At 50.8% G+C, this 21,027-nt stretch carries 17 protein-coding genes, 1 tRNA gene, 1 rRNA gene and 1 riboswitch; of the genes, 15 read left to right on the forward strand and 4 right to left on the reverse strand.

Features of this window, described 5'->3' with window-relative positions:
• The 3 genes from rrf to AAAH10_RS15345 form a co-directional block, all read left to right on the forward strand.
• A 5S ribosomal RNA gene (gene rrf, locus AAAH10_RS15335) occupies nt 1–92 on the forward strand; the annotation flags it as partial.
• A gap of 84 nt (nt 93–176) precedes the next feature.
• A tRNA-Met gene (locus AAAH10_RS15340) sits at nt 177–253 on the forward strand.
• Nucleotides 254–549: 296 nt separating this feature from the next.
• Nucleotides 550–1,119 (forward strand): AAA family ATPase, encoded by a 570-nt coding sequence (locus AAAH10_RS15345; protein ID WP_343565157.1) that lies wholly within the window; start codon nt 550–552, stop codon nt 1,117–1,119.
• A 48-nt stretch (nt 1,120–1,167) separates the two neighbouring features.
• Here the strand turns inward: AAAH10_RS15345 and AAAH10_RS15350 are convergent, their stop codons facing one another.
• Entirely contained in the window at nt 1,168–2,199 is a 1,032-nt protein-coding gene (locus AAAH10_RS15350) for a DUF6925 family protein (RefSeq protein WP_343565159.1), read from the reverse strand.
• 388 nt (nt 2,200–2,587) lie between these two features.
• Nucleotides 2,588–2,811: riboswitch (cobalamin riboswitch) on the forward strand.
• A gap of 260 nt (nt 2,812–3,071) precedes the next feature.
• On the opposite strand from AAAH10_RS15350, the gene AAAH10_RS15355 reads away from it, so the two are divergent.
• From AAAH10_RS15355 to AAAH10_RS15375, 5 genes are read left to right on the forward strand one after another with little or no spacing between them, the layout of a single operon-like run.
• On the forward strand, nt 3,072–4,976 hold the full coding sequence (locus AAAH10_RS15355) for a TonB-dependent receptor plug domain-containing protein (protein ID WP_343565161.1): 1,905 nt from the start codon (nt 3,072–3,074) through the stop codon (nt 4,974–4,976).
• 18 nt (nt 4,977–4,994) lie between these two features.
• On the forward strand, nt 4,995–5,564 hold the full coding sequence (locus AAAH10_RS15360; RefSeq protein WP_343565163.1) for a DUF7676 family protein: 570 nt from the start codon (nt 4,995–4,997) through the stop codon (nt 5,562–5,564).
• Between the two features lie 14 nt (nt 5,565–5,578).
• Nucleotides 5,579–6,421, forward strand: a complete 843-nt coding sequence (locus tag AAAH10_RS15365; RefSeq protein ID WP_343565165.1) for an ABC transporter substrate-binding protein — start codon at nt 5,579–5,581, stop codon at nt 6,419–6,421.
• Between the two features lie 4 nt (nt 6,422–6,425).
• Nucleotides 6,426–7,466, forward strand: a complete 1,041-nt coding sequence (locus tag AAAH10_RS15370) for a FecCD family ABC transporter permease (RefSeq protein ID WP_343565168.1) — start codon at nt 6,426–6,428, stop codon at nt 7,464–7,466.
• The gene (locus AAAH10_RS15375; RefSeq protein ID WP_343565170.1) at nt 7,466–8,254 is read left to right on the forward strand and encodes an ABC transporter ATP-binding protein; all 789 of its coding nucleotides are present in this window, start codon (nt 7,466–7,468) and stop codon (nt 8,252–8,254) included. The genes AAAH10_RS15370 and AAAH10_RS15375 overlap by 1 nt, the downstream gene beginning before the upstream one ends.
• Nucleotides 8,255–8,347: 93 nt before the next feature.
• On the opposite strand, the gene AAAH10_RS15380 is transcribed toward AAAH10_RS15375, so the two are convergent.
• The 3 genes from AAAH10_RS15380 to AAAH10_RS15390 form a co-directional block, all read right to left on the reverse strand.
• The gene (locus tag AAAH10_RS15380; protein ID WP_343565172.1) at nt 8,348–8,839 is read right to left on the reverse strand and encodes a transglutaminase-like cysteine peptidase; all 492 of its coding nucleotides are present in this window, start codon (nt 8,837–8,839) and stop codon (nt 8,348–8,350) included.
• 532 nt (nt 8,840–9,371) lie between these two features.
• Entirely contained in the window at nt 9,372–10,250 is an 879-nt protein-coding gene (locus tag AAAH10_RS15385) for a bile acid:sodium symporter family protein (protein WP_343565176.1), read from the reverse strand.
• 566 nt (nt 10,251–10,816) lie between these two features.
• Nucleotides 10,817–11,326, reverse strand: coding sequence for a hypothetical protein (locus AAAH10_RS15390; RefSeq protein ID WP_343565178.1), 510 nt, complete (start codon nt 11,324–11,326; stop codon nt 10,817–10,819).
• A 1,110-nt stretch (nt 11,327–12,436) separates the two neighbouring features.
• On the opposite strand from AAAH10_RS15390, the gene AAAH10_RS15395 reads away from it, so the two are divergent.
• From AAAH10_RS15395 to AAAH10_RS15425, 7 genes are all read left to right on the forward strand, one after another.
• Entirely contained in the window at nt 12,437–13,051 is a 615-nt protein-coding gene (locus AAAH10_RS15395; RefSeq protein WP_343565180.1) for a transglutaminase-like cysteine peptidase, read from the forward strand.
• Between the two features lie 94 nt (nt 13,052–13,145).
• On the forward strand, nt 13,146–14,399 hold the full coding sequence (locus AAAH10_RS15400; protein WP_343565182.1) for an HlyD family type I secretion periplasmic adaptor subunit: 1,254 nt from the start codon (nt 13,146–13,148) through the stop codon (nt 14,397–14,399).
• 13 nt (nt 14,400–14,412) lie between these two features.
• Nucleotides 14,413–15,000 carry a hypothetical protein gene (locus tag AAAH10_RS15405; protein WP_343565183.1) on the forward strand — a complete coding sequence of 196 codons (588 nt, stop codon included), beginning with the start codon at nt 14,413–14,415 and terminating at the stop codon, nt 14,998–15,000.
• Nucleotides 14,997–15,536: a hypothetical protein gene (locus AAAH10_RS15410; protein ID WP_343565185.1), complete on the forward strand. Its 540-nt coding sequence runs from the start codon at nt 14,997–14,999 to the stop codon at nt 15,534–15,536. The genes AAAH10_RS15405 and AAAH10_RS15410 overlap by 4 nt, the downstream gene beginning before the upstream one ends.
• 375 nt (nt 15,537–15,911) lie before the next feature.
• On the forward strand, nt 15,912–17,645 hold the full coding sequence (locus tag AAAH10_RS15415) for a hypothetical protein (protein ID WP_343565187.1): 1,734 nt from the start codon (nt 15,912–15,914) through the stop codon (nt 17,643–17,645).
• Between the two features lie 149 nt (nt 17,646–17,794).
• The gene (locus AAAH10_RS15420; protein WP_343565189.1) at nt 17,795–19,147 is read left to right on the forward strand and encodes a TolC family protein; all 1,353 of its coding nucleotides are present in this window, start codon (nt 17,795–17,797) and stop codon (nt 19,145–19,147) included.
• 71 nt (nt 19,148–19,218) lie between these two features.
• Nucleotides 19,219–20,916, forward strand: a complete 1,698-nt coding sequence (locus AAAH10_RS15425) for an ATP-binding cassette domain-containing protein (RefSeq protein WP_343565192.1) — start codon at nt 19,219–19,221, stop codon at nt 20,914–20,916.
• The last annotated feature ends 111 nt before the right edge of the window (nt 20,917–21,027 follow it).

A 21,027-nucleotide genomic window follows, 5' to 3' on the forward strand; every position in this document is an offset into this window, starting at 1 on the left:
AACACCCGATCCCATCCCGAACTCGGCCGTGAAATCCTTCAGCGCCCATGGTACTGCGTCTTAAGGCGTGGGAGAGTCGGTCGTCGCCAGGTCTTTCAATCACAGGAACACACAACAAAAAAGGGCCTCAAAAAAAGGCCCTCTTTTTATTTGTACAAAACAACACATCACCTCAACGCGGGGTGGAGCAGCCCGGTAGCTCGTCAGGCTCATAACCTGAAGGTCGCAGGTTCAAATCCTGCCCCCGCAACCAAATCAAAGAAAGCCCCATCGCGAAAACGGTGGGGCTTTTTTTTGTGTGGAGGTAAGAGGAAACGCCGTGGCAGCGTCCAGCAAAAAAAACAAAAGTTCAAGCAGGGTACGATAATTTGAGAGAGCACAAACCCGGAAAATATGAAACTGTAGTCTTGCAACCCGAAGAAGGGGGCTCCAATTCCCAGATAATTTATTGTTTTGTGATATGAATAGCTTTAAAGCTCTGGAGCGATTTGTGAGATAGTTTCTTTTTTCATCAAACCTCTATTATTCTGACAGGGCAATTGTCTTCCAATGCGTGAGAAAAGCAAAAAACCGAGGTGGTCTCTGTCAGGGAGTGCCGGGACAGGCAAGACAACGCTGGCAAGAGCATTGGCAGATGTCTTTGATGTGCCCTATCTCGAGGAGGGGTTCAGGCGCAGGCTGGAACAGGGGCTCAATCCTCACAGCCTTTCCAGGCATGAGCATCTGGATCTTTTGCTGGAGCTTTATGATGAGGCTCTGGATGAAGTCAGACAGGCCTGTAAGGATTACGGTGGTTTTGTCGCGGATCGTAGCCCTGTCGATTATCTTGCCTTCTGGTTTTACTACGGTTTCGCTCATGAACAGATCTTGTCGGAAGAGCTTGCAGGGCGTGTTGAACGTGATCTTGGGTATTTCGGGAAGGTTATTGTGCTGCCCTGGGGAGCGATAGAGCTGGAGAGCGACGGTTATCGTTCCGCGAACAAGTGGATACAGCTGCACTATCAGGGATTGCTGGAAGGTCTGGTAAAACGAAGAATACCGGCAGATAAACTCCTGATGGTGCCGGATGATCTTGTCACGGTTGAGACGCGTCTTGAATGGGTGATCCGGCAAGCCTGAGAGGTCGGTCTTGCCGCATCGTGTCCTGCGGAAATCAGTGCCCCGGGATCAGTGGCCGTGATGATCCGAGGAGGTGTTCTCGTCTCCGGGTTCGAAGTGGTTTTGCCAGTCCTGAAGTGTTGGATTTACAATCCCGCTGGCGAGCAGCTGTCTTATGGTTACTCTGGTGATGACTCTTTTCCTGCGGCTGTCTGCAGAGAAGTTTTCCGGAGTGTGTCCGCGTTGAATGGCGTTATGAACGGTCTGTTTGAAACGGGTAAGTTCCCCGTCGCCAAACCGGTTCCACATCACTTGAAAATTCTGATAGTCCTTGCTGTCAAAGCCACGGGGATTGCCTTTGTTGTCCAGCATCGGGTTGACCGGATACATGGACAGAGCCGGATAGAAATCATCCGGTATGGGAGTATTGGCTGAATGGGTTCTGCTGTTTTTGAGCAGCTTGGGCAGGATGTGGGTGTGAGGCCCGAGTGGAGTGGCAATGTTGCGTTCTGTTGAGCCGATGTGCTGGTAAACCTCAACGCGTCCCAAATCGGACAGGAACACTCTGTGGGGGCTTTGCATCTTGATGGCCGACATTGCCGGGTTGCCTGCTTCAAACAGGGATTTGCCACAGTTTGAACGCAGCAGTGCAATTAGCTCCGGATCTGCAGTTCGGATACAGACATCAATGTTCCTCTGTTTCAGTCCCATATCAAAGAGCACGGCTTCCCGGTCACAGGAACGCAGAGCGCTCCGGTCAGGACCAAGCTCGCTCAGGACAGAGCGTTGATGGACCGTGCAGTTTTCAGCCGGAATACAGAAATTGCCGCCCTGTAGCCAGAACTCGCGTCTGCTGCTCAGAATTTCATAGGGTTCGAAGTGGACCCGGGCGGGAAGAGAGACGGACAGGCCACCGCGATCTGTTACAGAGGCCCCCCCCGTTTCGGTGAGCACAACCTCTCTGTTTTCTGCAGGATCAATGTGGTATTCGCCGATGGCTCCGAACGAGCCGATACTCCAGCTGGTATCGGGGTTTTCAAGATTTTCGTGAAGGAGCCCGACAAGATCTGTGAGCATCTTTTGAGCGACGGTATCTGTCATTTTTTGAAACCTGTTAGAGGCCGCAAAGGCGCTGTTGGTGGCAGAATCAGGAATATTGTCCCGACAGCGCATTGCGCACTCAACGGACTTCCTGATCAAGGAGATTGGGGACGCCACCATCCAGGTTCCCTTGGATGAACGTTAAAACAGGACTGCGGGCGATGACAACTCTCATTGGCTGTTAATGTTGATTTTTATTTTGGAAAAGAGATTTGTGATTTGGAGCAATATCCCTGATTTCGGCTTGCTGTGAATTTTGAAAGGAAAGCAATGAAATTCATTAAGTCACTGATAATAAATAAAAATATTCAGTGTTTTCTCTTGTGAAATCGCGAGATTGTTGCGCGTGATGCAAAAAAGGGAATTGACTTTTTTTCGTCACATTTTATCTATGCGTGCATGTTTGTGGTTCCCGTGAGTGAGATGGATTCTCGGGATTAAAAGGGAATACGGTAGGGAATTGCCCAACAGGGATCCTGATCCGTAGCTGTCCCCGCAACTGTGAGCGGCGAGCAATAAGCCCGGAATTATGGCCACTGGATGAAAGTCCGGGAAGGCCGGGATGAGTTTTGACCCGCGAGCCAGAAGACCTGCCCAAACGCGTCAACTCTGTATCTGCCGGGTGAGCGGGTATGACTGCGATTCGTCGCAGTGACGCACATCGTGTTGCTGCGATTGGGTCAGAGTATCAAACCATCCACTCTCCCAATCCTGAAAATGTTTAACAACTGCCGTCTGGCAGGGCTGTTGTCGTGTCTGAACACCTGATTGTCCGGGTTTTTGGCGGCTTTGCCCTGTTGAAAGCGGCAGAACGGTGCTGCCTGTCTGGCGGCAAGGGTAGAGTTATGTTCATTACACATTCTGGAAAAATCATGACAACTGCGTCCTGGCTTGCAATTGCCATGGCAACAATTGTTTCTGCTGCTTTGGCACAGGAAGGGCAAACACAATCAGAAGAAATTGAGGAACTGGAAGAGATTGTCGTTTCTGCGAGCCGGATCGAGCTTAAAGCCAGTGAAGTCGGAAGTGCTGTGACTGTCATCACTGCTGAAGAAATTGAAAGGCGTGGAGACCGTTATGTTTCTGATATTCTCAGGGATGTTCCGGGGCTTGCTGTAAACAGAACCGGTTCCTTTGGGGCTTTTACGCAGATTCGTATCCGTGGTGCTGAAGCCAATCAGACCCTTGTGGTGATTGATGGTGTCGAAGTAAACAACCCTGCTGCGGGATCCGAGTTTGATTTTGGTTCCTTGCTGGTGGACAACATTGAACGTATTGAGGTTCTCAGAGGGTCACAAAGTGCCCTGTGGGGGAGTGATGCCATCGGCGGTGTGATCAATATCATCACGAAAAAGGGGCAAAAGGGTTTCAGAGGTTTTGCGAGCGCCAGTGCCGGCAGCTTTGCAACGCATGATCTGAATGCCGGTTTCAGCGGTGGAGGAGAGCGCTATCGCTTTGCTTTTGATGCATCCCGCTTTTCGACCAATGGTATATCCCATGCCGATGAAGATGATGGTAATCCTGAAAATGACGGGCATACGATTTCACAGGGGAATGTTTCTTTCGGCGTTACACCGATTGAGAACCTCGATATTGATTTTACAGGGCGTTACACCCGTTCGTTTCTTGAAACTGACGGATCGATTTTCAATGTGTCGTCACTGACTGATCTGGATAACGATGCGACCGTTTACCAGCGTTATGGTCGTGCCAATGTCGCCTATGATCTGTTTGGAGGGGCCTGGTCCCACCGTGCGAGTGTTGCTGTTTCCGATGTTGACAGCAAAAACCGAAGCAACAATGCGACCTCCTTTACCTCCGAAGGCGACAAGCTCAAGCTGGATTATGAAACAACCTACCGCTTTGAAACAGAGAGTATCCCGGATGCAGAGCATGCCGCAACCCTGTTGCTGGAGCACGAGAAGGACACAATTCAGACTTCCTCGATGGCCAATGAGGTTGATATCAAGACCAACAGCATTGCTGGAGAATACAATCTGAGCCTCTTTGACGATTTGCATTTGTCCCTGAGTGGCCGTTTTGATGACAGTGACAATTTTGAAGATGAAATGACTTACCGTGTAACGGCGGCCTATAACCTTCGCGAGACAGGCACGCGTTTTCACAGCAGCTACGGCACAGGTGTTAAAAATCCCAGTTTGACAGAGCTGTTCGGTTTCACGGGAACCTTTGTTGGCAATCCCGATCTTGAACCGGAGAAAAGCAAAAGCTGGGACTTTGGTGTTGAACAAGGCTTTTTCGAAGACCGACTTGTTGTCGATCTCACCTATTTCAATTCCCGTGTGACAAACCTGATTACAGGCTCGGGCAATACTGCTGTGAATCTGAGCGGAACCTCTCCTGCACAGGGGATTGAGGTCAGTGCAGATGCTGAAGTTCTGGACAATTTGAACCTGATTGCCAGCTACACCTACACCAACGCGGAAACCGCGGATGGGACAGAACAGGTCAGGCGACCACGGCATATTGCCAGTCTGAACGTGAATTATCGTTTTCTGGAAGATCGGGCAAACGTCAATCTGGGGATTGATTACAACGGTGATCAAAAGGACACCCGGTTTTCACCAACATTTGCCAGAAGCATCGTGGGACTGGACAGCTATACACTCGTAAACGTCAATGCAACCTATGACATTCATGAGAATGTGCAGTTGTTTGCACGTGGTGAAAATCTGCTGAACGAGGATTATGAAGAAGTTTTCGGTTACGGAACTCCGGGGGTTTCGGGGTTTGCCGGTGTCCGGGTTGATTTCTGAGTGCAGGAGCTATGCAGGATGACTTCTGTGATCCTTCCGGACATTGTGGAAAGTTCAAGCGGACGTCTTTCAGAAGTCTATACCCTCCCCACTGGGGAGGGTTACCTGCTTGAGCTTTTAAGGGATGTCTTTGAAAACTATTGGGAAGACATTGTTTTCGGGCCGGTTATTGAAGGTGTTGCCTATGAATTTCGCTGTCCGTGCAAACCGAAAACGATCTCGCTTTCAAACGGTTATCTGACTGTCCATTTTGGCGGCACCCATTTCCATCTCTGTATCGGTCAGGTCAGGGGAATGGATGGGCGTTCCATGGATCACGTCTTGAATGAAGCGCGCAGGGTATCCCGCGCAGAAATCATCCGGCGTCTGAACAGGGAAGGCGGCGCAACGAGCTGGAGTCTGCAGCTTTTCAACGGGAAAGGGGAGCAGGTGATGACAATCTTCTTTGCCAATCCTTTCATGACGAATGAAGACACGATGGCCGAGTTTCCCGACTGGACAAAACTGGCCATGTGGGAAGACATTGGCCGGAGATATCTGGGACGTGAGCTTGATGATACGGATCACAAAGCCACAGGTTTCTTTTAGGAGCTGACTTGCTGATGAAACTTCTTTCCAGCATCACCTTTGCAGTTTTTGCCTTTTGTATGGCAGCGGCCTTGGCGGCCAGAGCCGGACAGGGTGAACCCGAACGTGCAAGGGGCGGAATTGTTTCCATCAATCTCTGTACGGACCAGTTGCTGTTGATGCTTGGTGATCCTGCCGAGATCCGGTCCGTTTCCTTTCTGGCACGGGACCGTTCTATCTCTGCCTATTGGGAGGAAGCACAGAACCATGATGTCAATCACGGCCTGATTGAACAAATCCTGCCGATGGAGCCTGATCTGGTTCTGGCCGGACGTTATACAAGCCGATACACCGTTGCCCTTCTGGAAGAACAGGGAAAAAACGTGCTTGTTCTGGATCCGGCCAGAAGTCTGGAGGACATGATCGCGAATATTCAGAAGGTGGCGGATGCAATTGGCCGTCCCTTGCGTGGAAGGCAGATCATTGAAGCCATTCTGGAGAGACCGAAACCTGACTCACTGGACAGGAGGGTGATCCTCTATGGCGCCAGTGGCACGACAGCAGGCCCTCCAAGTCTCGGAGATACGGCGATTGCGGAAGCCGGCCTGAAGAATGTTGCGGATGAACTCGGAATTGGAAGCTGGGGGTATTTGTCTGTGGAAGGACTTCTGCGGAGTGATCCCGATCTGATTGTCTTTCAAAGAAGTGGTAAAGCAATGCCAGCCATGGCAACGCAGTTGCTCCACCATCCTGCTTTGACAGCCAGTCGGCTTCCGGCCTTGCGAATGGATTTAACCCGAAGCGAACTGATCTGTGCCACGCCTCGGCTTTTTGAGACTTCCCGAGCCATTCGCAAACGTATTGAGCGTGAGGAGTGAGACGATGAGTGTTTTGCCCGTTTCCCGAATGAGTGAAAGAACGGTCTCCGGAGTATTGAGTCTCGCGCTTCTCGGTGTTCTGGCAGGGCTGTTTTTCTTTTCCCTGTCTCTGGGAAGGGTTGGCGGACCGCTTGTTGACAGCCTGCCATGGGACTTCCTGTATCTGGATCCTGATGTCTTTGGAGAAACAAACAGGCTTATTCTGGTCGAGGTACGTCTGCCCCGTACACTTCTGGCTGTTATGACCGGTCTGTCTCTTGGCTTGTCGGGGGCTGTGTTGCAGGGCCTTTTCCGCAATCCACTTGCTGATCCGGGGATTATCGGAACTTCGAGTACGGCTTCTCTTGGCGCTGTTGTTGTCCTCTACTTCAGTCTTGCAGAGTACTCAAACCTTGCGCTGACAGCAGGGGGAGTGGCGGGGGCTCTGCTGGGATTGGTCGGACTGTATATCCTGACAGGAAAGAAGCCGGGTACGACCGGGTTCATTCTTGCCGGAGTTGCTCTGAGTTCCCTTGCCGTTGCCATGACGTCTCTGGCTTTGAGCCTTGCACCCAGCCCCTTTGCCACTCTTGAAATTCTGTTCTGGATGATGGGGTCTGTTGCAGATCGAACCTTCACCCACGTCTGGATTGCCTTACCTCTCATGATAACGGGCTGGTTGCTTTTGCTGGGGGCAGGGCGCGGTGTGGATGCCCTTTGTCTTGGTGAGGAAAGCGCCACCAATCTCGGTTTCAACGTCCCGAACATTCGGGCCCGGATCATTCTGGGGTGTGCTCTATGCGTTGGCGCGGCTGTTTCTGTGACAGGGGCCATTGGCTTTATCGGTCTTGTTGTTCCCCATATCCTCCGTCCGCTTGTTGGTTTTCAGCCAAGGGCATTGCTGGTGCCAGCCGGAATTGGAGGCGCCTGTCTGCTGTTGCTGGCGGATATTGCTGTCCGTCTGATGCCGCCGGGGCCGGAACTCAAACTCGGTGTTCTGACAGCCCTCGTTGGTGCGCCGTTCTTCTTCTGGCTGCTGGTCCGATACAGAAGGGAGATGCTGTGATGATTGCCCTTGAAACAAAAGGCCTGAGCCTTCGGAAAAAGGACAAGACACTTCTTGATGATGTGTCTGTTTCTGTAACGGCTGGCAAGCTGGTTGGCCTGATCGGGCCAAACGGTGCCGGAAAGACAACCTTGCTTAAAACGCTTTCAGGTCTCGAAAAAGACTATGAGGGATCTGTTTTGTTCAAGGGGATAAACCTTGCAGACTGGAAACCCCGAAGTCTGGCAAGGGAGCTGGCCTATTTGCCCCAGGGACACGAGGTGCACTGGCCGATTACGGTAGCCAAAATGGTGGAACTGGGCAGGTTACCGCATGGCGGCTTCCTGCGTTCACTGGATGAGCAGGACAAGGTTGCCATACGGAAGTCAATCAGTGAACTGTCTCTGGAGCATTTGGCCGATCAGCCCTTTAACAGGCTTTCCGGTGGCGAGCGGGCACGCGCTGCTCTGGCCAGGGTTCTGGCAACTGAAGCGCGAACAATTCTGGCAGATGAACCGGTCGCTGCTCTTGATCCCTTTCATCAGCTGCAGGTCATGACGATCCTTCGTGATTTGGCTCGCAAGGGTTATCTGGTTTGCACTGTCTTGCACGATCTGCCTCTGGCAGCACGTTATTGCGATCGTCTCATCCTCATGAACAGAGGGAAAATCGTAGCTGATGGAGCGCCCCGCAACATTCTGAATACTGAAAATCTGGGGCGTGTTTTTGATATTGTACCTTTTAACACGGAAGTGGATGGCGATTTTCTGTCTCTTCCCTGGTCTCTTTGCTCTTCGAAGCAGGCTTGAGGACGTTTTGAGGATGGTCCGGATACCGGTGAAGTGATTTGTTATCCCTGTGGCTGTTTGTTCATTCTAGAGACTCTTCCCCGGCTGATACTGTCAGGTTGTGGCCAGAAACCATTGTCCGGACGGGTTTGATGCAAATCTCAGCTGGCAATAATCCAGCTCGTCCAGAGAGACAGGGCTATCCTGATTAAAATCTATGACCAGGGAAAGCTGATCTGTTTCGACAATTCCAATCATGTGACCACCCTGTTCTGTTTTTCCGATTACCCAGCGCAGGGCTTCAACAGGCAGGTCCTGATCGACCAGTTTGCGAAAGACTTCCAGAACGAAGCCGTCACAATCGCCGCGCAGAACGGGACGCCCGGTCAGGGATCCGTCTTCCGGGTGGGTCAGTCCCCATGGCCCTTTCGGGTCAGCAACATAACGAAAGCTGTGTTTGACAGTGTGAAAGGTTTCCTTGATGGCAGAGTGCCATTCTTCATAGGAGACGCGCTTCAGTGTTCCACCGATAAGCCACTTTTCACGTTGAATCAGGTCTTTCCATGCACGTGGAGCTATAAATTTGAACGGTGTTTTCAGGTACATTCCATGTCTCCGTTTGATGTCTGTACCCAATCAGTTCCACTGTCCTTTTAATTTGAATGTCTCTTGATCTGTTTCTCTTCAACGCACAAACAAAATATCATCCCCGAGTTGCAAGATTAAGAAAAAAGTAGAACGGCGCTTCAGATCTTGCAGAGGGCTTGTTGTATTTTTTCTTCTGTAATGTTCATCGGAAAATGATTGTCGAACTTGATATGATCAGGGGAGATGGGCTGTGAAAAAGCAAGCAAGGCGATCTATTGATAATAGCAGTCAGCAGAAGATTATATCGGGCCAGAAGAGAACTGATGTTGATACAAAAAAGGAAAACCAGCCCGGATAGCATGTGACACAGGCCTCGGGCGAATGGAATATCAAACGGTATCCTTTTTCTGCTGGCAGGAAAGAATGTCAGCTCGGAGAGCTTTGTCCTGCCGTGATCGGGCAAGGAGTGGAAGAAATGACAGAGGGGTGTGCATGAAAAGAATGTTCCTTGCTTCGACTGATCCGGACAGAGGATTGAACCCGTTTTTTGTTAAAGCCCGGACAGATTGTCCTGCTGTTGGTCCTGCCGTCTGGTGATCGCGATAAAAGCAAGAGCAGAAGCGAACATAATGAGGCTGTAGGTTGCTGCAGGTATCAGGTAACGTCCGTCTTCAAACAGCAAGGCCCCCAGAGCTATTGCCAGGGTACCATTTTGCAGACCACATTCGATGGCAAGGGAAACTTCTTGTTTCCGACCACTGCCAAGGAGCCTTGCGCAAGAGAAAGCCAATGTCATCATGATCAGGTTCAGAGCCAGTGTGATCAGGCCGGCTTCGGCAAAATATGCTGCGATGTTGTCCCGCTCCTTTGCAATGGCACCTGCAAGAACCAGCAGGAAGAAAAGAGATGACAGTTTGTGCAGAGGATTTTTTGCCGCGTCGGCAAAGTTGACTGCGAAATGTCGGACCGTCATTCCCAGAAAAACCGGTACTGTCACGATCAAAAAGGCGCTGATGGTTACATAAAGCAGTGAAAATTCGCTATTGAACTGTTCTCCCGTGATTGTCTGATAGGACAAGGACAGGACGATCGGTATTGTCAGGGGGGCCAGAATGGAGGTTGTTGCTGTAAGCGAAATGGAGAGGGCAACGTCGCCGCGTGCAAGGGCTGTCAGATAGTTGGAGGTCACTCCGCCCGGGGCGATTGCGATCAGCATCAGACCCATGGCAATTTCAGGTGACGTTGACCAGAAGGAGGCGAGGAAATAACCCACCAGTGGCAGTGCAATGAGCTGGAGCCCAAGTCCGACCGTCATGTCGCGCGGACGTTTCAGCAGTCTGGAAAAGTCCGATAACTTCAGATCGAGACCCAGTGTAAACATCATAAAAGCCAGAATCAGGGGGAGAAAAATGTCTGTAACGATGTTCATCAGAAATCCAGTCTGTTTCAAAGGCCTGTCGTCTGATCCACTGGGTTTGGGGAGGCGGCGTCTGAAACCCGATAAAGCAGACAGGGATTTTAATGTTGCTTTGACATTCCTGTTCCGGAGCGGGTTTCAGAACAAAACTGTCTTATTTTCAACGTAACATGACTCAAGTCCGGCGTGTGGTCGAACTCTGTGAAAGACTATGCTCCGAAAATGAACGAGCCTTGATGACATCGTTGATTGCAAATGGTTTCATTTGTTGGCGATCGCGGGAAAGGCAAACTGACGTTTTTCCCGAAGTATTGATCCTGATGAACAGAGGGCAGATCGCTGCTGATGAAGTATCCCGTAAGGAAAAGCCCGGGACGTGTTTTGGGCGTCGTGTCTTTTTAACAGGGAAATAGATAGGAATTTCAGCCTCACTTCGCTCTTGCGAGCAGGACAGAGGCCGAACTGGAAAAGGTAGACTGCCTTGTGGTTCGCACAAAGCGCTCTCTCTGCAAAGGAAAGGTCCTGACAGTGTATCCATAGAATAAGAGTGCCGGGATGACCTGTCGGAGGCGGGCAGGTTATTTCAGTTTGTTCCGAGGGAACAGGACCCTGATGTTGTCGTTGTGGGCTGTTTTGTTCTTTGTGATGTGACTGGCCGGAAAGAGCGGTGATGTGAAGGGAACTTTGCGAGAGCCGGGCTGTTCTCCTGCAGACCAGTGCTCCGCAGGTTCTGGCTGGCGGGGTGGTTGCCAATCTGTTGAGTTCTCTCTGTTGTCCTGAACAGGGGAGCCTTTCAGGGCCGGGCCGGTATTCCGTAAATTTTGCAGAACCTGAAAGAGTTCGCGGGGAGAGATACCGATATCCCTGAATTCTTCAACAACAAGACTGTCGCTCAGGATGGCTTCAATGATGTCTACGATATGCACTCTGGTGATGTCTGTGTGTTGAATGACATCCTGAACGGCTCCTTCCAGACTTTGTTGTTGCAGGATGTTTGTGGAAAGGTCCTTGCGGGTCAGGCGCAGAATGATTTTTGTGATTCTGGTTGCAAGTGAACCGTATTCAGTCGGGTTTGACGGGGTGAGCATCTTGTAGGCCTTCAGGTTTGAGGGAACTAAGCCGGTTCCGGGGATTTGGATATCTCCTGAAAGATATCGCTGCTGCTGTTTGCATACGGTTGTAGTGATTTCGGCACGATTTCGTGAAACAGGATTCCTGACTTCAAACTGTTTCTGGCTGCACTGAAGAGCCTTTCATTTCGGGGCTTGCGTCTGGGTTGAGCTGTTCTTCTCTATCTGAACGAACCTGTTCTGCCCGTGATAAAAATTTCTTTTTTTACCGTGTCTTGTTGAAATTCATGACGTCATTGAAAAGAGTTTGCCTCCTGTACAGTCAATGGCTGATAAAGCTGTTGTCATAAGGAGGGAACTGCGGGGCTCAAGGCTGAATGCCTCGCTCTTTGCCGCGAAATTTGTGGGACAAGTCAGGCAGGAGGTTTTGATGCCCCTTCCTGATCAGTCTGAAGACACTGGCGTTGCAGCGATATTTGGTCGTTTCCTCCTGATCTTCTGATGATTTGAATGTCTGGCAGCATGGCGGTTCCGGGGCACAGCACCAGCTTCGTCCGGATGTGCTGGAAGGCAGAGTACGAGGTTCCCGGCAGTAAAAGGCTTCCGAAATGAAACTGTCGTGTAACAGATAGTTCCGAAAACAGAGACCTTTCTCCGGCCATCATGAACATTCCTGAGATGGGCAAACCCGAAAAGGCAATCATCCGAAGGACAAAGAGAAGGGAAGTGTTTGACATTCCTGCACTTCCCCTTTGTTTTTTGAGCACACAGGAAAGCTCGATGGCCTTGATTCTTGAGGGGTATCTGGATTGTTGCTTCGGACTCTCTGGTCGCGGGGCGCATGGGAATGCAGTCAATCGGAGAACACGGGATGAACCGGGAGGAAGAGCAGGCCTGCAGTGTTGTTTGCCTTTGGTCCTGGTTGACTTTCTGTGTTGCCCTTCCGGTTTTTGCGGGTTTCTGAATGAGCTTTTCAGTCAGGTTGACTGACAAAATAGAAATCAACTGAAGCTTTTAGGGGATTTTTGGAAGTCAATTGTCATCGATTTTGCGGTTTTTGAAATCGGATGGTGGTTTTTATTTGGGATCAATCCGGGTCGGTTTACTGAGGCGGAGGGTAATCCTGAAATGATTGAAAGACGGGCGTTCTTTACAAGATACCTTTTCGGGGGCGGGTTGTCTCTTGTATGTGCAGGTGAGGCAGTTGCATCGCAATCCCCTCTCCAGTCCCGCAAGAGGCGTGGCTGGCCGTCTGATCGTGACAGTTTCATGGTCAGGGGGTTCAGGGTGCCACCGCCGGAATCCTACCGCAAATTCATGGATGAACGGGAAGACCTCAAACCTCGCGGGGCCGGAGTTCAGCGTGTCGGGTTTGAGGGAGATGTAAAGGCCGGTCTTGTTGCTCTGAATGCCTCCATCAATTCCGGGATGAAATACAGGAAGGACAAAAACGGGGATGTCTGGGGCCTGTCCGCTCAGGAGGGGGATTGCGAGGATTACGCCATCAACAAGCTGGACAGTCTTTTGTCGGACGGAAGCTTTCGCCGCAACAGTTTCTCGATTGCCCTGTGTCAGACAGAGAATGGCGAGGACCATGCTGTGCTGGTGTTCCACGCCCGGGAAGCGGATCTGGTTCTGGACAACCGATTTGATCATATCCGGGCCTGGAACCGCTTGCCATATTTCTGGCTTGCGATCGAAAGCCACAAGCAGGGCGATTTTTTCGAAACAATTGTCAACTAGCGCAGCGCAGTATTTCCAAAGCCCTGACCTTCGGGGCACCCATTGTCCGGGCGGTCTGTTCTGAGCGCGTTTATTTTTTGAGAAGTCGATTTCAATGAAACCATCTTCCTCCTGTCTGATTTTGCTGGCTGTTCCTCTTTTGATTACCGCGTTTGGTGCCTGGGCCTATGCGTTTGAAATGATCAGTGTCGTCCCCTCAAAGGGGGTCGTGATTTCGGAAATCAGCAAACGGGTCCTGTCTCACAAGGAAGGCGGGGTTCTGAAGAAAATCAATGTTGCTGTGGGTGATGTTGTTTCTGCTGGTGATGTGGTGCTGGAAATCAAGAATTTGTCCATTGCCGAGGAGACGGAGAAACTCGCAACAAGGATTGACGAGTTGGATGCGCAAATCAGACGACTGGAAGCTGAAATCGCGGGAGAACCCTTTTTGGCAGAAGGGATCATGCCATCGGATTTTGAACGGGAGAACACGCTTTATAAAAAGCGCTTCCTGGCCTTTCAGGGCAAAATGAATGTGCTGGAAGAAAGAAAAAACCTGAAGATCAAAGGGGTTGAGAGGCTCAAAAAGGAAATCCGCTTTCTGGAAAAGGAACTGTCTCTCAGCACGCTCAAGCAGGACAAGATGCGAGAGCTGGAAAAGGTCGGAGTGGCCGCGCAGTTTGATGTGGTCGAGGGTGAAATCAATCTTGTGCAGCTCGGCAACAAGCTGAATGAGACCAAACGCAAAATGGAAGAGGAAGAAGGGCAACTGAATGAGGCGGTGGCCCAGATTTCCTATGAGAAAAACAAGTATCAGGCCGAAGTCCAGCAGGAACTGGATGAAGCCTGGCTGGAGCGCAAGGAAAAGATCACAGAGCTGAAAATCAACAGTGAGCGTTCCTCCCGGCAGGATTTGAAAACAAATGCATCAGGCGTTGTTCACAAGATCTTTGTCGAGACCGAGGGAGCCGCTGTCAGGGCCAATCAGGAACTGATTGAAATCATTCCCAGATACAAAAAAATTCTTGTTGAGGCCAATCTGGATGTGCGGGATCGGGATCTCGTCTGGGTTGGCATGGAAAGCCGTATTGTCCCGTCAAACAGCCAGAGTTTTTCACTTCAGCCATTGAGCGGTGAAGTTGCGAAGATCGGCGCGGATGCCGTTTTCGATGAAGTGGACAGGACATTCTATTTCAAGGTTCAGGTCGAAATTGCAGACGCTCCTGCCGAAGGGCTGGAATACGACCTGTATCCGGGAATGCAGGTCGAGGTTCGTTTCGATGTGGGGCGTCGGTCTGTCCTGGATTATTTGATGCGGCCTTTTATCAAGGGGGCTGACGAAGTCCTCAGGGAACCCATGAGAAGCTGAAGGGGAAAGTTGCATGTTGCTGAACAACAGGAAAGTTAAAAGAACCGCCGAGATACCCTGGGCGCCCTTTGTGGACGGCCTGATGGCTGTTTATCTTGTCATTATCGTTGTAACGGTTTTCTTTGTTCTCGTTCTGGCCGATGAACTCAGAAAAAAGGACAAATCGGAACTGATTTTGCTGGTTGACGGTATTTCCGAAGTTCTGGAGGACGTGAACAGGCAGTCACTCAGCGAGATCACACTGCAGCTTCTTCCCAATCAGGAAGAACAGTCCCCTGTTGTTTTTGTTCCCATTGCACAGGGACAAAACCGGTTTGCCTTCTATGTCGATAACATTGAAGGCGCTCTGCGGGAATACAATCTTGAAAATCTTCTGAAGGCTGCGCTGGAGGTCAAAGGTCTTGAAGGGACAGCTCGCCTCCGTTTCAGTTATTCTGAACGGATCGTCGAAAAGCTGGGATACCAGAAGGTTTTTGCCTTTGCCTACAAGCTTGAGGAAAAGCTGAAAGAGAGCGGAGGAGTGGACTCTTTCGAAATCGGAAAAAGTGCTGATGAACAGCATGACATTGTGATCACACTGGGGGCGGTGCAGCAGCGATGAGGTACAAGCATTCTGATCCGACAGACAATGGCGAGGGAATCTGGCCAACCTTTATTGGTCTCATTGTTGGGGCCGTCGGAACCGTTCTCCTGCTGCTTGCTGTTCTTGCCCCGATTACGGGCATTATCCTGGCATCGGTTTTCGCCAGTTCCTCTGTGGAACTTGATCTGAACAACGAGAAAAATTTTGGTGTTTCTGTTCAGAACAGCGGTGTGATTGAAATCAAGACCCTGACAGAGTTCGAGAACCAGAGCCAGTTTACAGAAACAGTTCGACAACACCTGTTAAGCGTTATTGACAGAGACCGGCGCTATGTTCTGGATATGCTGATCGACAGTGCTGATGCATCCGGAGAGGGGCTGATGGCCCTGCACAGCGGACAACAGGTTCTCTTGCAGGTGATGCAGGAGTTGGGAATCCGGCAACTTTCTGACAAACCGAAGATTCTGATCGGTGATTTCAATCGCAATGAATTCATCTATCGTCTGACTCCGGAAATCGAGGAAAAACAGACAGAAGAGCTTTTCCAGGATTGATCGGGAAAGACACAGAGAAAGCCCCCGGACATTTTTTCGAGGGGCTTTTCCTGTCATCTGTGTCTGAAGGCATCTGGTCACGCGTCAGGGAGTAAATGTCGGAATTCTGCATGAAATTCATGGGGATGGGTGACTTGTTCGGAGAGGTCTTTCCCCGGCACGGAACAGCTGTAATTTCTGTTTGTTTTTCGGAAACGAAACCTGAAATCATTCCGGATGCCGGAGGGTCTGTTCCGGTGCGAATTCTATTCTGGAACAATAACTTTCACTGTAACTGTTTGTAGCTTTTTTGAAATTCTGAAGAAGTCGTTTTCTGGCCTATTCGCCGCGGGTTTTGTGCCCGCAGATAAAAGTGGTGAAAAGGTTTATGACTCAATGACAGACAGCAATAGAACAGTAGTAAAAAAAGTTGGCAGCTTCGTCGGAAGTGTTTTCTGGTTGCTGCTTTATTTTGTGTTTTTGAGTTTCGTTGCCTACGGGATTTATCTCTCCTGGGATCTGGTCCTGGAATATTTTTTAAGTTCTCCGGAGATCAACGGGCCCATTGCCTTTCTCTTCTTCGCAGCCTGCGCTGTGACGTTTTGGGGCTTGCTGAGTGAGAGTTACTGGACGGCAAAAATTCAGAGCACCCTTGATTCTGCCGGCAAGGGACAGGGGGCCGAACGACGATCCTTTCTGGAACGGGCAATCTTTGGCGGTTCCGGTGATCTGGGGCATTTCTGCAGCAGATTCCGGTCCGGAGAGAAGTTCTCGCTTGAGGATTTCGAGGTCAGCCTTGGGTATGCCTATGGTTCTGCGGAGACGGTTCTCAGGTTTTTGCCTGCCGCGATGGTCACGCTGGGATTGATCGGAACCTTTCTCGGGCTGAGTGCAACGGTCTCAGCTCTTTCATCCCTTCTGGGCGGATTGAACATTGACGGCGGGGCCACCGATATCATTAGTGAAATGATGGCGGGTCTTCCCAGGGCGATCAGCGGGATGGGTGTTGCCTTTCACACCTCGCTTTACGGTGTAACCACCAGTCTGCTCTCCGGTGTTCTTGTTCTTCTTTACCAGAAAAACAGCAGTTCCAGTGTTGCAAAGGTTCGGCATCTTTCCGAAGAGCTGAACATGATTCTGGAAGATTCCTCTGCTGTTGCAGCACACAACCTGCTGACTGTCAGTGATGAACTGCAGAAGACCATGACTGATTTCAGGGGCGCGGTTCTGACGTCGATCGGCGATCTGGTCGCAGCACGGAAGGAACAGCTTGAACTGCTGAGACAGACTGCGTTTGAGGCAAAGGAAAGCCAGCGCAGGACGGAAGAGTACTTCAGGGAAAATACGCAGTTGACGCTTCAGTCCACGCGCGAACTGACCGGAGCCTGTTCCGAGATCAGCGTGGCCATTGCCAACTCTGTCGAAGCGAACACCCAGGCACTTCTCAAGCATGAAGATGGCATCAATGAAGCCCTGAACAAGAATTCCCAGCTTGTTGTTTTCATGGTGGAAAAACTTGGTGGTGCGCTGTCGTCCATTGAGACCACGGCAGAAGAGGCCCTGCGGACTGTGAAGTCCGTATCCGACGAGATGCTGGGGAGCTTCAGGGAAACCACCCGGCAGGAATTTTCGGATATTCATTCAAAAATTGACGAGCTGGTTCCGAAAATCAACGAGGTCATGGAAGGCTATGCCAAAAACCACAGCGAGATGGGGGAAGCCCAGAAACAGGTTCTCGTCTCCCTGAATGAATTGCGATCCAACGTTACCCGGATTGAGCAGACGATCCCTGCTGACAGAAGTGACGACCTCTTCAAGGAACTCTACGGGGTCGGTGTACTTCTGCAGGACATTCTGAACAGCGGGTTCAATCACTTTCCAAAACTGGAAGCCAATCTTCAGCAGATCAATGCCTCGCTTTTGGAAGTGCAGAAGCAAAGTCATGAAAATCTGCTTGGAAACAGCACCCTGAAAGCTGCAGTTACGCGTCTGGAGGAACAGGAAACCCTGAGAGAGCGTGTTGCAAACGATGAAAGGGAAAGTGTGAAGGAGGCCGCAGAGCCGCAGCCCATGCGCGGAGGCAAAAAGGGTCTCTACTCCATGATCTCCAGAATTTTTGAAAAGCAATAGGCAATTTAAAGGGTCTAGAAATGAAATCTTTATCTGTTTTCATGCGAGCGCTCCCCATTTTTCTCTATGCCACTGGAGCTGTATCGTCAGAACTGCAAATCCCCGGAAACCAGCCGGGCGTTCAATCTCAAAACATCAACGGGTCCCCGGTGTCTGAAAGTCAACCGAATGACTTGCAACACAGGCTTGATGTGATCACTGCACAGCAGGTTGGTGCGGACGGCTTTGTTGTAGAGCCGCTTGCGGTGGGGAGCGATTATCCCAGTTGCAAGGTGGTCGGCCGCATTTCTGGGACAGAAGTTGCTGCTCTTGGCATCGACAAGGCCATGGAGCAGGGGATTGCCTACGCCCCGTCCTATCGCGTCAGCCTCGAAAACCTGAACAGATTGCAGTTTCTCTATGAGGCGGTTGAAAACAACTGGCATCCAAGTCTGGACGCCCAGTTCAATCAGAGCCTGAAACCAGCACTTGGCCTGCGTTCGGCTTCTGCGACGGAAAACAAGACGCAATACGGGATTTCCCTGCAGCAGGATTTGAATTTCTGGAAGCTTCAGACCCAGCGTGAGCTGGCGCTTTCCGGTGTGGATTCCGGACGTCTGGAATCAGAAAATTCTCGCCAGATCACAGCTTTGAATGTTGCCGTTCTCTATCTGGAGGTCCTCAGACTCAGGGAGTTGCGCCGTGTTTCCGCAGAGTATCTGGAGCTTTTGAACCGGTTCCAGAACATTGTCGGGCAACAGTATGATGCCGGCGCTGTTTCCAGTGTCCAGAACCAAAGGCTTGAGGTTGCAATCAAACGCAGTGAAACCGATTACCTGACGTTGAACCAGCAGTTCCTCGAGAGCATTGTTGTTCTTGAAAAAACACTCGGGTCACTGTCGATTGAAGCAGGGGATCTGGAAGTGCCGGGAGTTGATTTGCAGGAATTCTCGGACTATGGCGAGGACGATCTGGTGTCGGTCATTCTGGATGAAAACGTCACTTTGAAACGTTTGAAGGAAGATCTGCAGACAGCCATACTGGAGACGGAGTCAGAAGAGTGGAACCTCTATCCCGAGGTGACCCTTGATCTTTCCTCCACCCGAAACCACAGAAGAAGAGGCGGCACCAAGACAGAGCATACCGCACAGGTCAATGTGGCCCTGAATCTGTGGGATGGCCGGAGAACCAGAAAGAACATTGCTGCCAGCCAGGCTGGTCAGAAGGTTGCCATTGCCCGTGTCGATCAGCAAAGGCTTGCCCTCGATATCGAAGCCAGAAGAGTGTTCAGCGGATACAAGACAGCCTTGTCCGAAAGCAAGTATTCCCGTGAAGCCTGTGTGGAGGCCCAGGGGCTTCTTGAACTGCAGCAAATTGATTTCTCGACAAAAACCAGTTCTGAAATCTTCAACCTCGTCACCAGTGCAGGGGAATGGTTCGCCACGGCCAACCAGAATGTGGCGGCCTATTTCGATGCCCTGAATGCCATCTACCAGATCAAGGCCTTGCGCTCTGATCTTTAAAGTCGGGACTGGTGCGTTGAACTGACGGTTTATTGAAGGGTGAAAAGTGCGTTGTTGCAGGAAGGGTACCCATGTTTAACAAGAAAGACCGCCAAAAGGAGCTGGGGCAGTTGCTGCCCCGCTCTTTCAAGGCTGTAGGCAAAGGGCTGTTACCGCTCGTTCTCTCGACTGTTTTCGTCCATTTGCTGGCTCTGGTCGGGCCTGTTTTTATCAGTCTTTATTTTGATCTGGTTTTACCGAACGCAGCCCTGGCGTCTGCCATCACCCTGACTGTTGGTGCCTCGGTCGCAGTGTTTTTTGACCTGATCATGCGCTGGGCCCGTTGCATTCTTGTCGAAAAACAGGCTTTGGAAGTCGGAAAGAAGGCGGACAGGACAACGGACCTTTATATCCGGAAATGGTGTGTTCTGGCTGCTTCAATCAGGGGCAACAAGACGTCCCTGAATGAGCTGCCACAAAAGGTTGCAGACCTCCATGCCGTCTCTCATGCCTCCTTTGTCCTCCCCTTTGTCGATCTCTGGGCCTCGGTGATCTATCTGGCTGCCATTGCCCTGATTGCCGGTTACATTGTTCTGATCCCGGTCACTGTTCTTGTGATTCTCCTTGTTGCTGCTCTGGTGATCTCCTGGAAAACCCGGCGCTGCAATCAGGATCTTGTGGCTGTTTCATCCGAACGGAGGACGCGGTTTGCCGAGGACATCAACAATCTGGATCAGATCATTCTCAATGGCTGGTATGCTCCTGAGGAAGGTTATGCCCGACAGGGTGACTTTGTGCAGGAGAGACAGTCGGACCTGCGGAAATACAGCACCCTGTTCAGCACATTTGTCAGTGTTTGCGGACAGGCCCAGACCGTTGCAATTCTGATGGGGGGCTTTATTGCCATCACAACGGAAAGCATTTCGGCCGGTTCGCTGTTTGCCGCGATGATTTTGTCCGGGCGCTTTCTCGGCAATCTGGGTGGAATGCTCAATCTCTTTAACGTGATCGGGCGCTACCATGAAAGTCGCAGGGTTCTGAAGGGCTATGTGCAGAATCTGGAGGGCAGGAGTCTTGAAGCTCCGCGCAATATGCTTCTGTCAAACTTTAACGGGCACATCGTTTTGAAGAAGGTGAGTCTGGACTATGACAGTGTGTATGTTTTCAGGGATCTGGATCTGGAAATCAATCCGGGGGAAAAAATTGCGATTGTCGGGGCAAGCGGTTGTGGAAAATCGACACTGCTGAAACTGATTGCAGGCCTGATCCTGCCGTCAGAGGGACAGATCCTCTATGACACTGTTCCTCATACGCAGATCAATCCGACATCCTTTCTGGGGTATCTGGGGCTGCAGTTGCAGCATCCCGTCCTCTTCAGGGGAACAATCGAGACGAACTTCGCCTTTGGAAAGCATTCTGCATCACCCGACAGGATCCTGTCTCATCTGGGGAAATACCGCTTTTGTGATTTTGTAACCGGGAGTGCGGCGGGAATACAGGCGCCAGTCGACGGCGGAGGACGCAATTTCTCTGTCGGGCAGCGGCAGGCCCTCTCCATTGCGCGACTGTTTTACCAAAATCCCGAGATTCTTCTGATGGATGAGCCGACAAACGGTCTGCATACAGAGGCCCGCATGGAACTGATGTCAATTCTGAGTTCAAAGGACCTCGGCAAAACAGTGATCTTTTCAAGCCATGACCCCGAATTCATCAAGCTGGCGGATCGTGTTGTGCGTATTGAAGGGGGAAAGATCAAAAGCAGCAAGGTGTTAATGAGCAAGGCCTCCTGAGTATGCTTTTGTTATTGTTTGTAATTAATTGGGCGAGTTCTGAAATTTTCAGGACATTCTAATATGGTCTGAGAAGGCTGGTTTTACTTTTTGTTAACCAGCCTTTGATGT

It is taken from the genome of Carbonatibacter coralli (assembly GCF_039592655.1).
Taxonomy (GTDB): Bacteria; Pseudomonadota; Alphaproteobacteria; order Kiloniellales; family Kiloniellaceae; genus Carbonatibacter; species Carbonatibacter coralli.

Bases quoted from the DNA above. Each gene is read 5' to 3' on its own strand.
- AAAH10_RS15345 (WP_343565157.1), top strand. From the start codon at position 550: ATGCGTGAGAAAAGCAAAAAACCGAGGTGGTCTCTGTCAGGGAGTGCC.
- AAAH10_RS15350 (WP_343565159.1), bottom strand. From the start codon at position 2,199: ATGACAGATACCGTCGCTCAAAAGATGCTCACAGATCTTGTCGGGCTC.
- AAAH10_RS15355 (WP_343565161.1), top strand. From the start codon at position 3,072: ATGACAACTGCGTCCTGGCTTGCAATTGCCATGGCAACAATTGTTTCT.
- AAAH10_RS15360 (WP_343565163.1), top strand. From the start codon at position 4,995: ATGACTTCTGTGATCCTTCCGGACATTGTGGAAAGTTCAAGCGGACGT.
- AAAH10_RS15365 (WP_343565165.1), top strand. From the start codon at position 5,579: ATGAAACTTCTTTCCAGCATCACCTTTGCAGTTTTTGCCTTTTGTATG.
- AAAH10_RS15370 (WP_343565168.1), top strand. From the start codon at position 6,426: ATGAGTGTTTTGCCCGTTTCCCGAATGAGTGAAAGAACGGTCTCCGGA.
- AAAH10_RS15375 (WP_343565170.1), top strand. From the start codon at position 7,466: ATGATTGCCCTTGAAACAAAAGGCCTGAGCCTTCGGAAAAAGGACAAG.
- AAAH10_RS15380 (WP_343565172.1), bottom strand. From the start codon at position 8,839: ATGTACCTGAAAACACCGTTCAAATTTATAGCTCCACGTGCATGGAAA.
- AAAH10_RS15385 (WP_343565176.1), bottom strand. From the start codon at position 10,250: ATGAACATCGTTACAGACATTTTTCTCCCCCTGATTCTGGCTTTTATG.
- AAAH10_RS15390 (WP_343565178.1), bottom strand. From the start codon at position 11,326: ATGCTCACCCCGTCAAACCCGACTGAATACGGTTCACTTGCAACCAGA.
- AAAH10_RS15395 (WP_343565180.1), top strand. From the start codon at position 12,437: ATGATTGAAAGACGGGCGTTCTTTACAAGATACCTTTTCGGGGGCGGG.
- AAAH10_RS15400 (WP_343565182.1), top strand. From the start codon at position 13,146: ATGAAACCATCTTCCTCCTGTCTGATTTTGCTGGCTGTTCCTCTTTTG.
- AAAH10_RS15405 (WP_343565183.1), top strand. From the start codon at position 14,413: ATGTTGCTGAACAACAGGAAAGTTAAAAGAACCGCCGAGATACCCTGG.
- AAAH10_RS15410 (WP_343565185.1), top strand. From the start codon at position 14,997: ATGAGGTACAAGCATTCTGATCCGACAGACAATGGCGAGGGAATCTGG.
- AAAH10_RS15415 (WP_343565187.1), top strand. From the start codon at position 15,912: ATGACAGACAGCAATAGAACAGTAGTAAAAAAAGTTGGCAGCTTCGTC.
- AAAH10_RS15425 (WP_343565192.1), top strand. From the start codon at position 19,219: ATGTTTAACAAGAAAGACCGCCAAAAGGAGCTGGGGCAGTTGCTGCCC.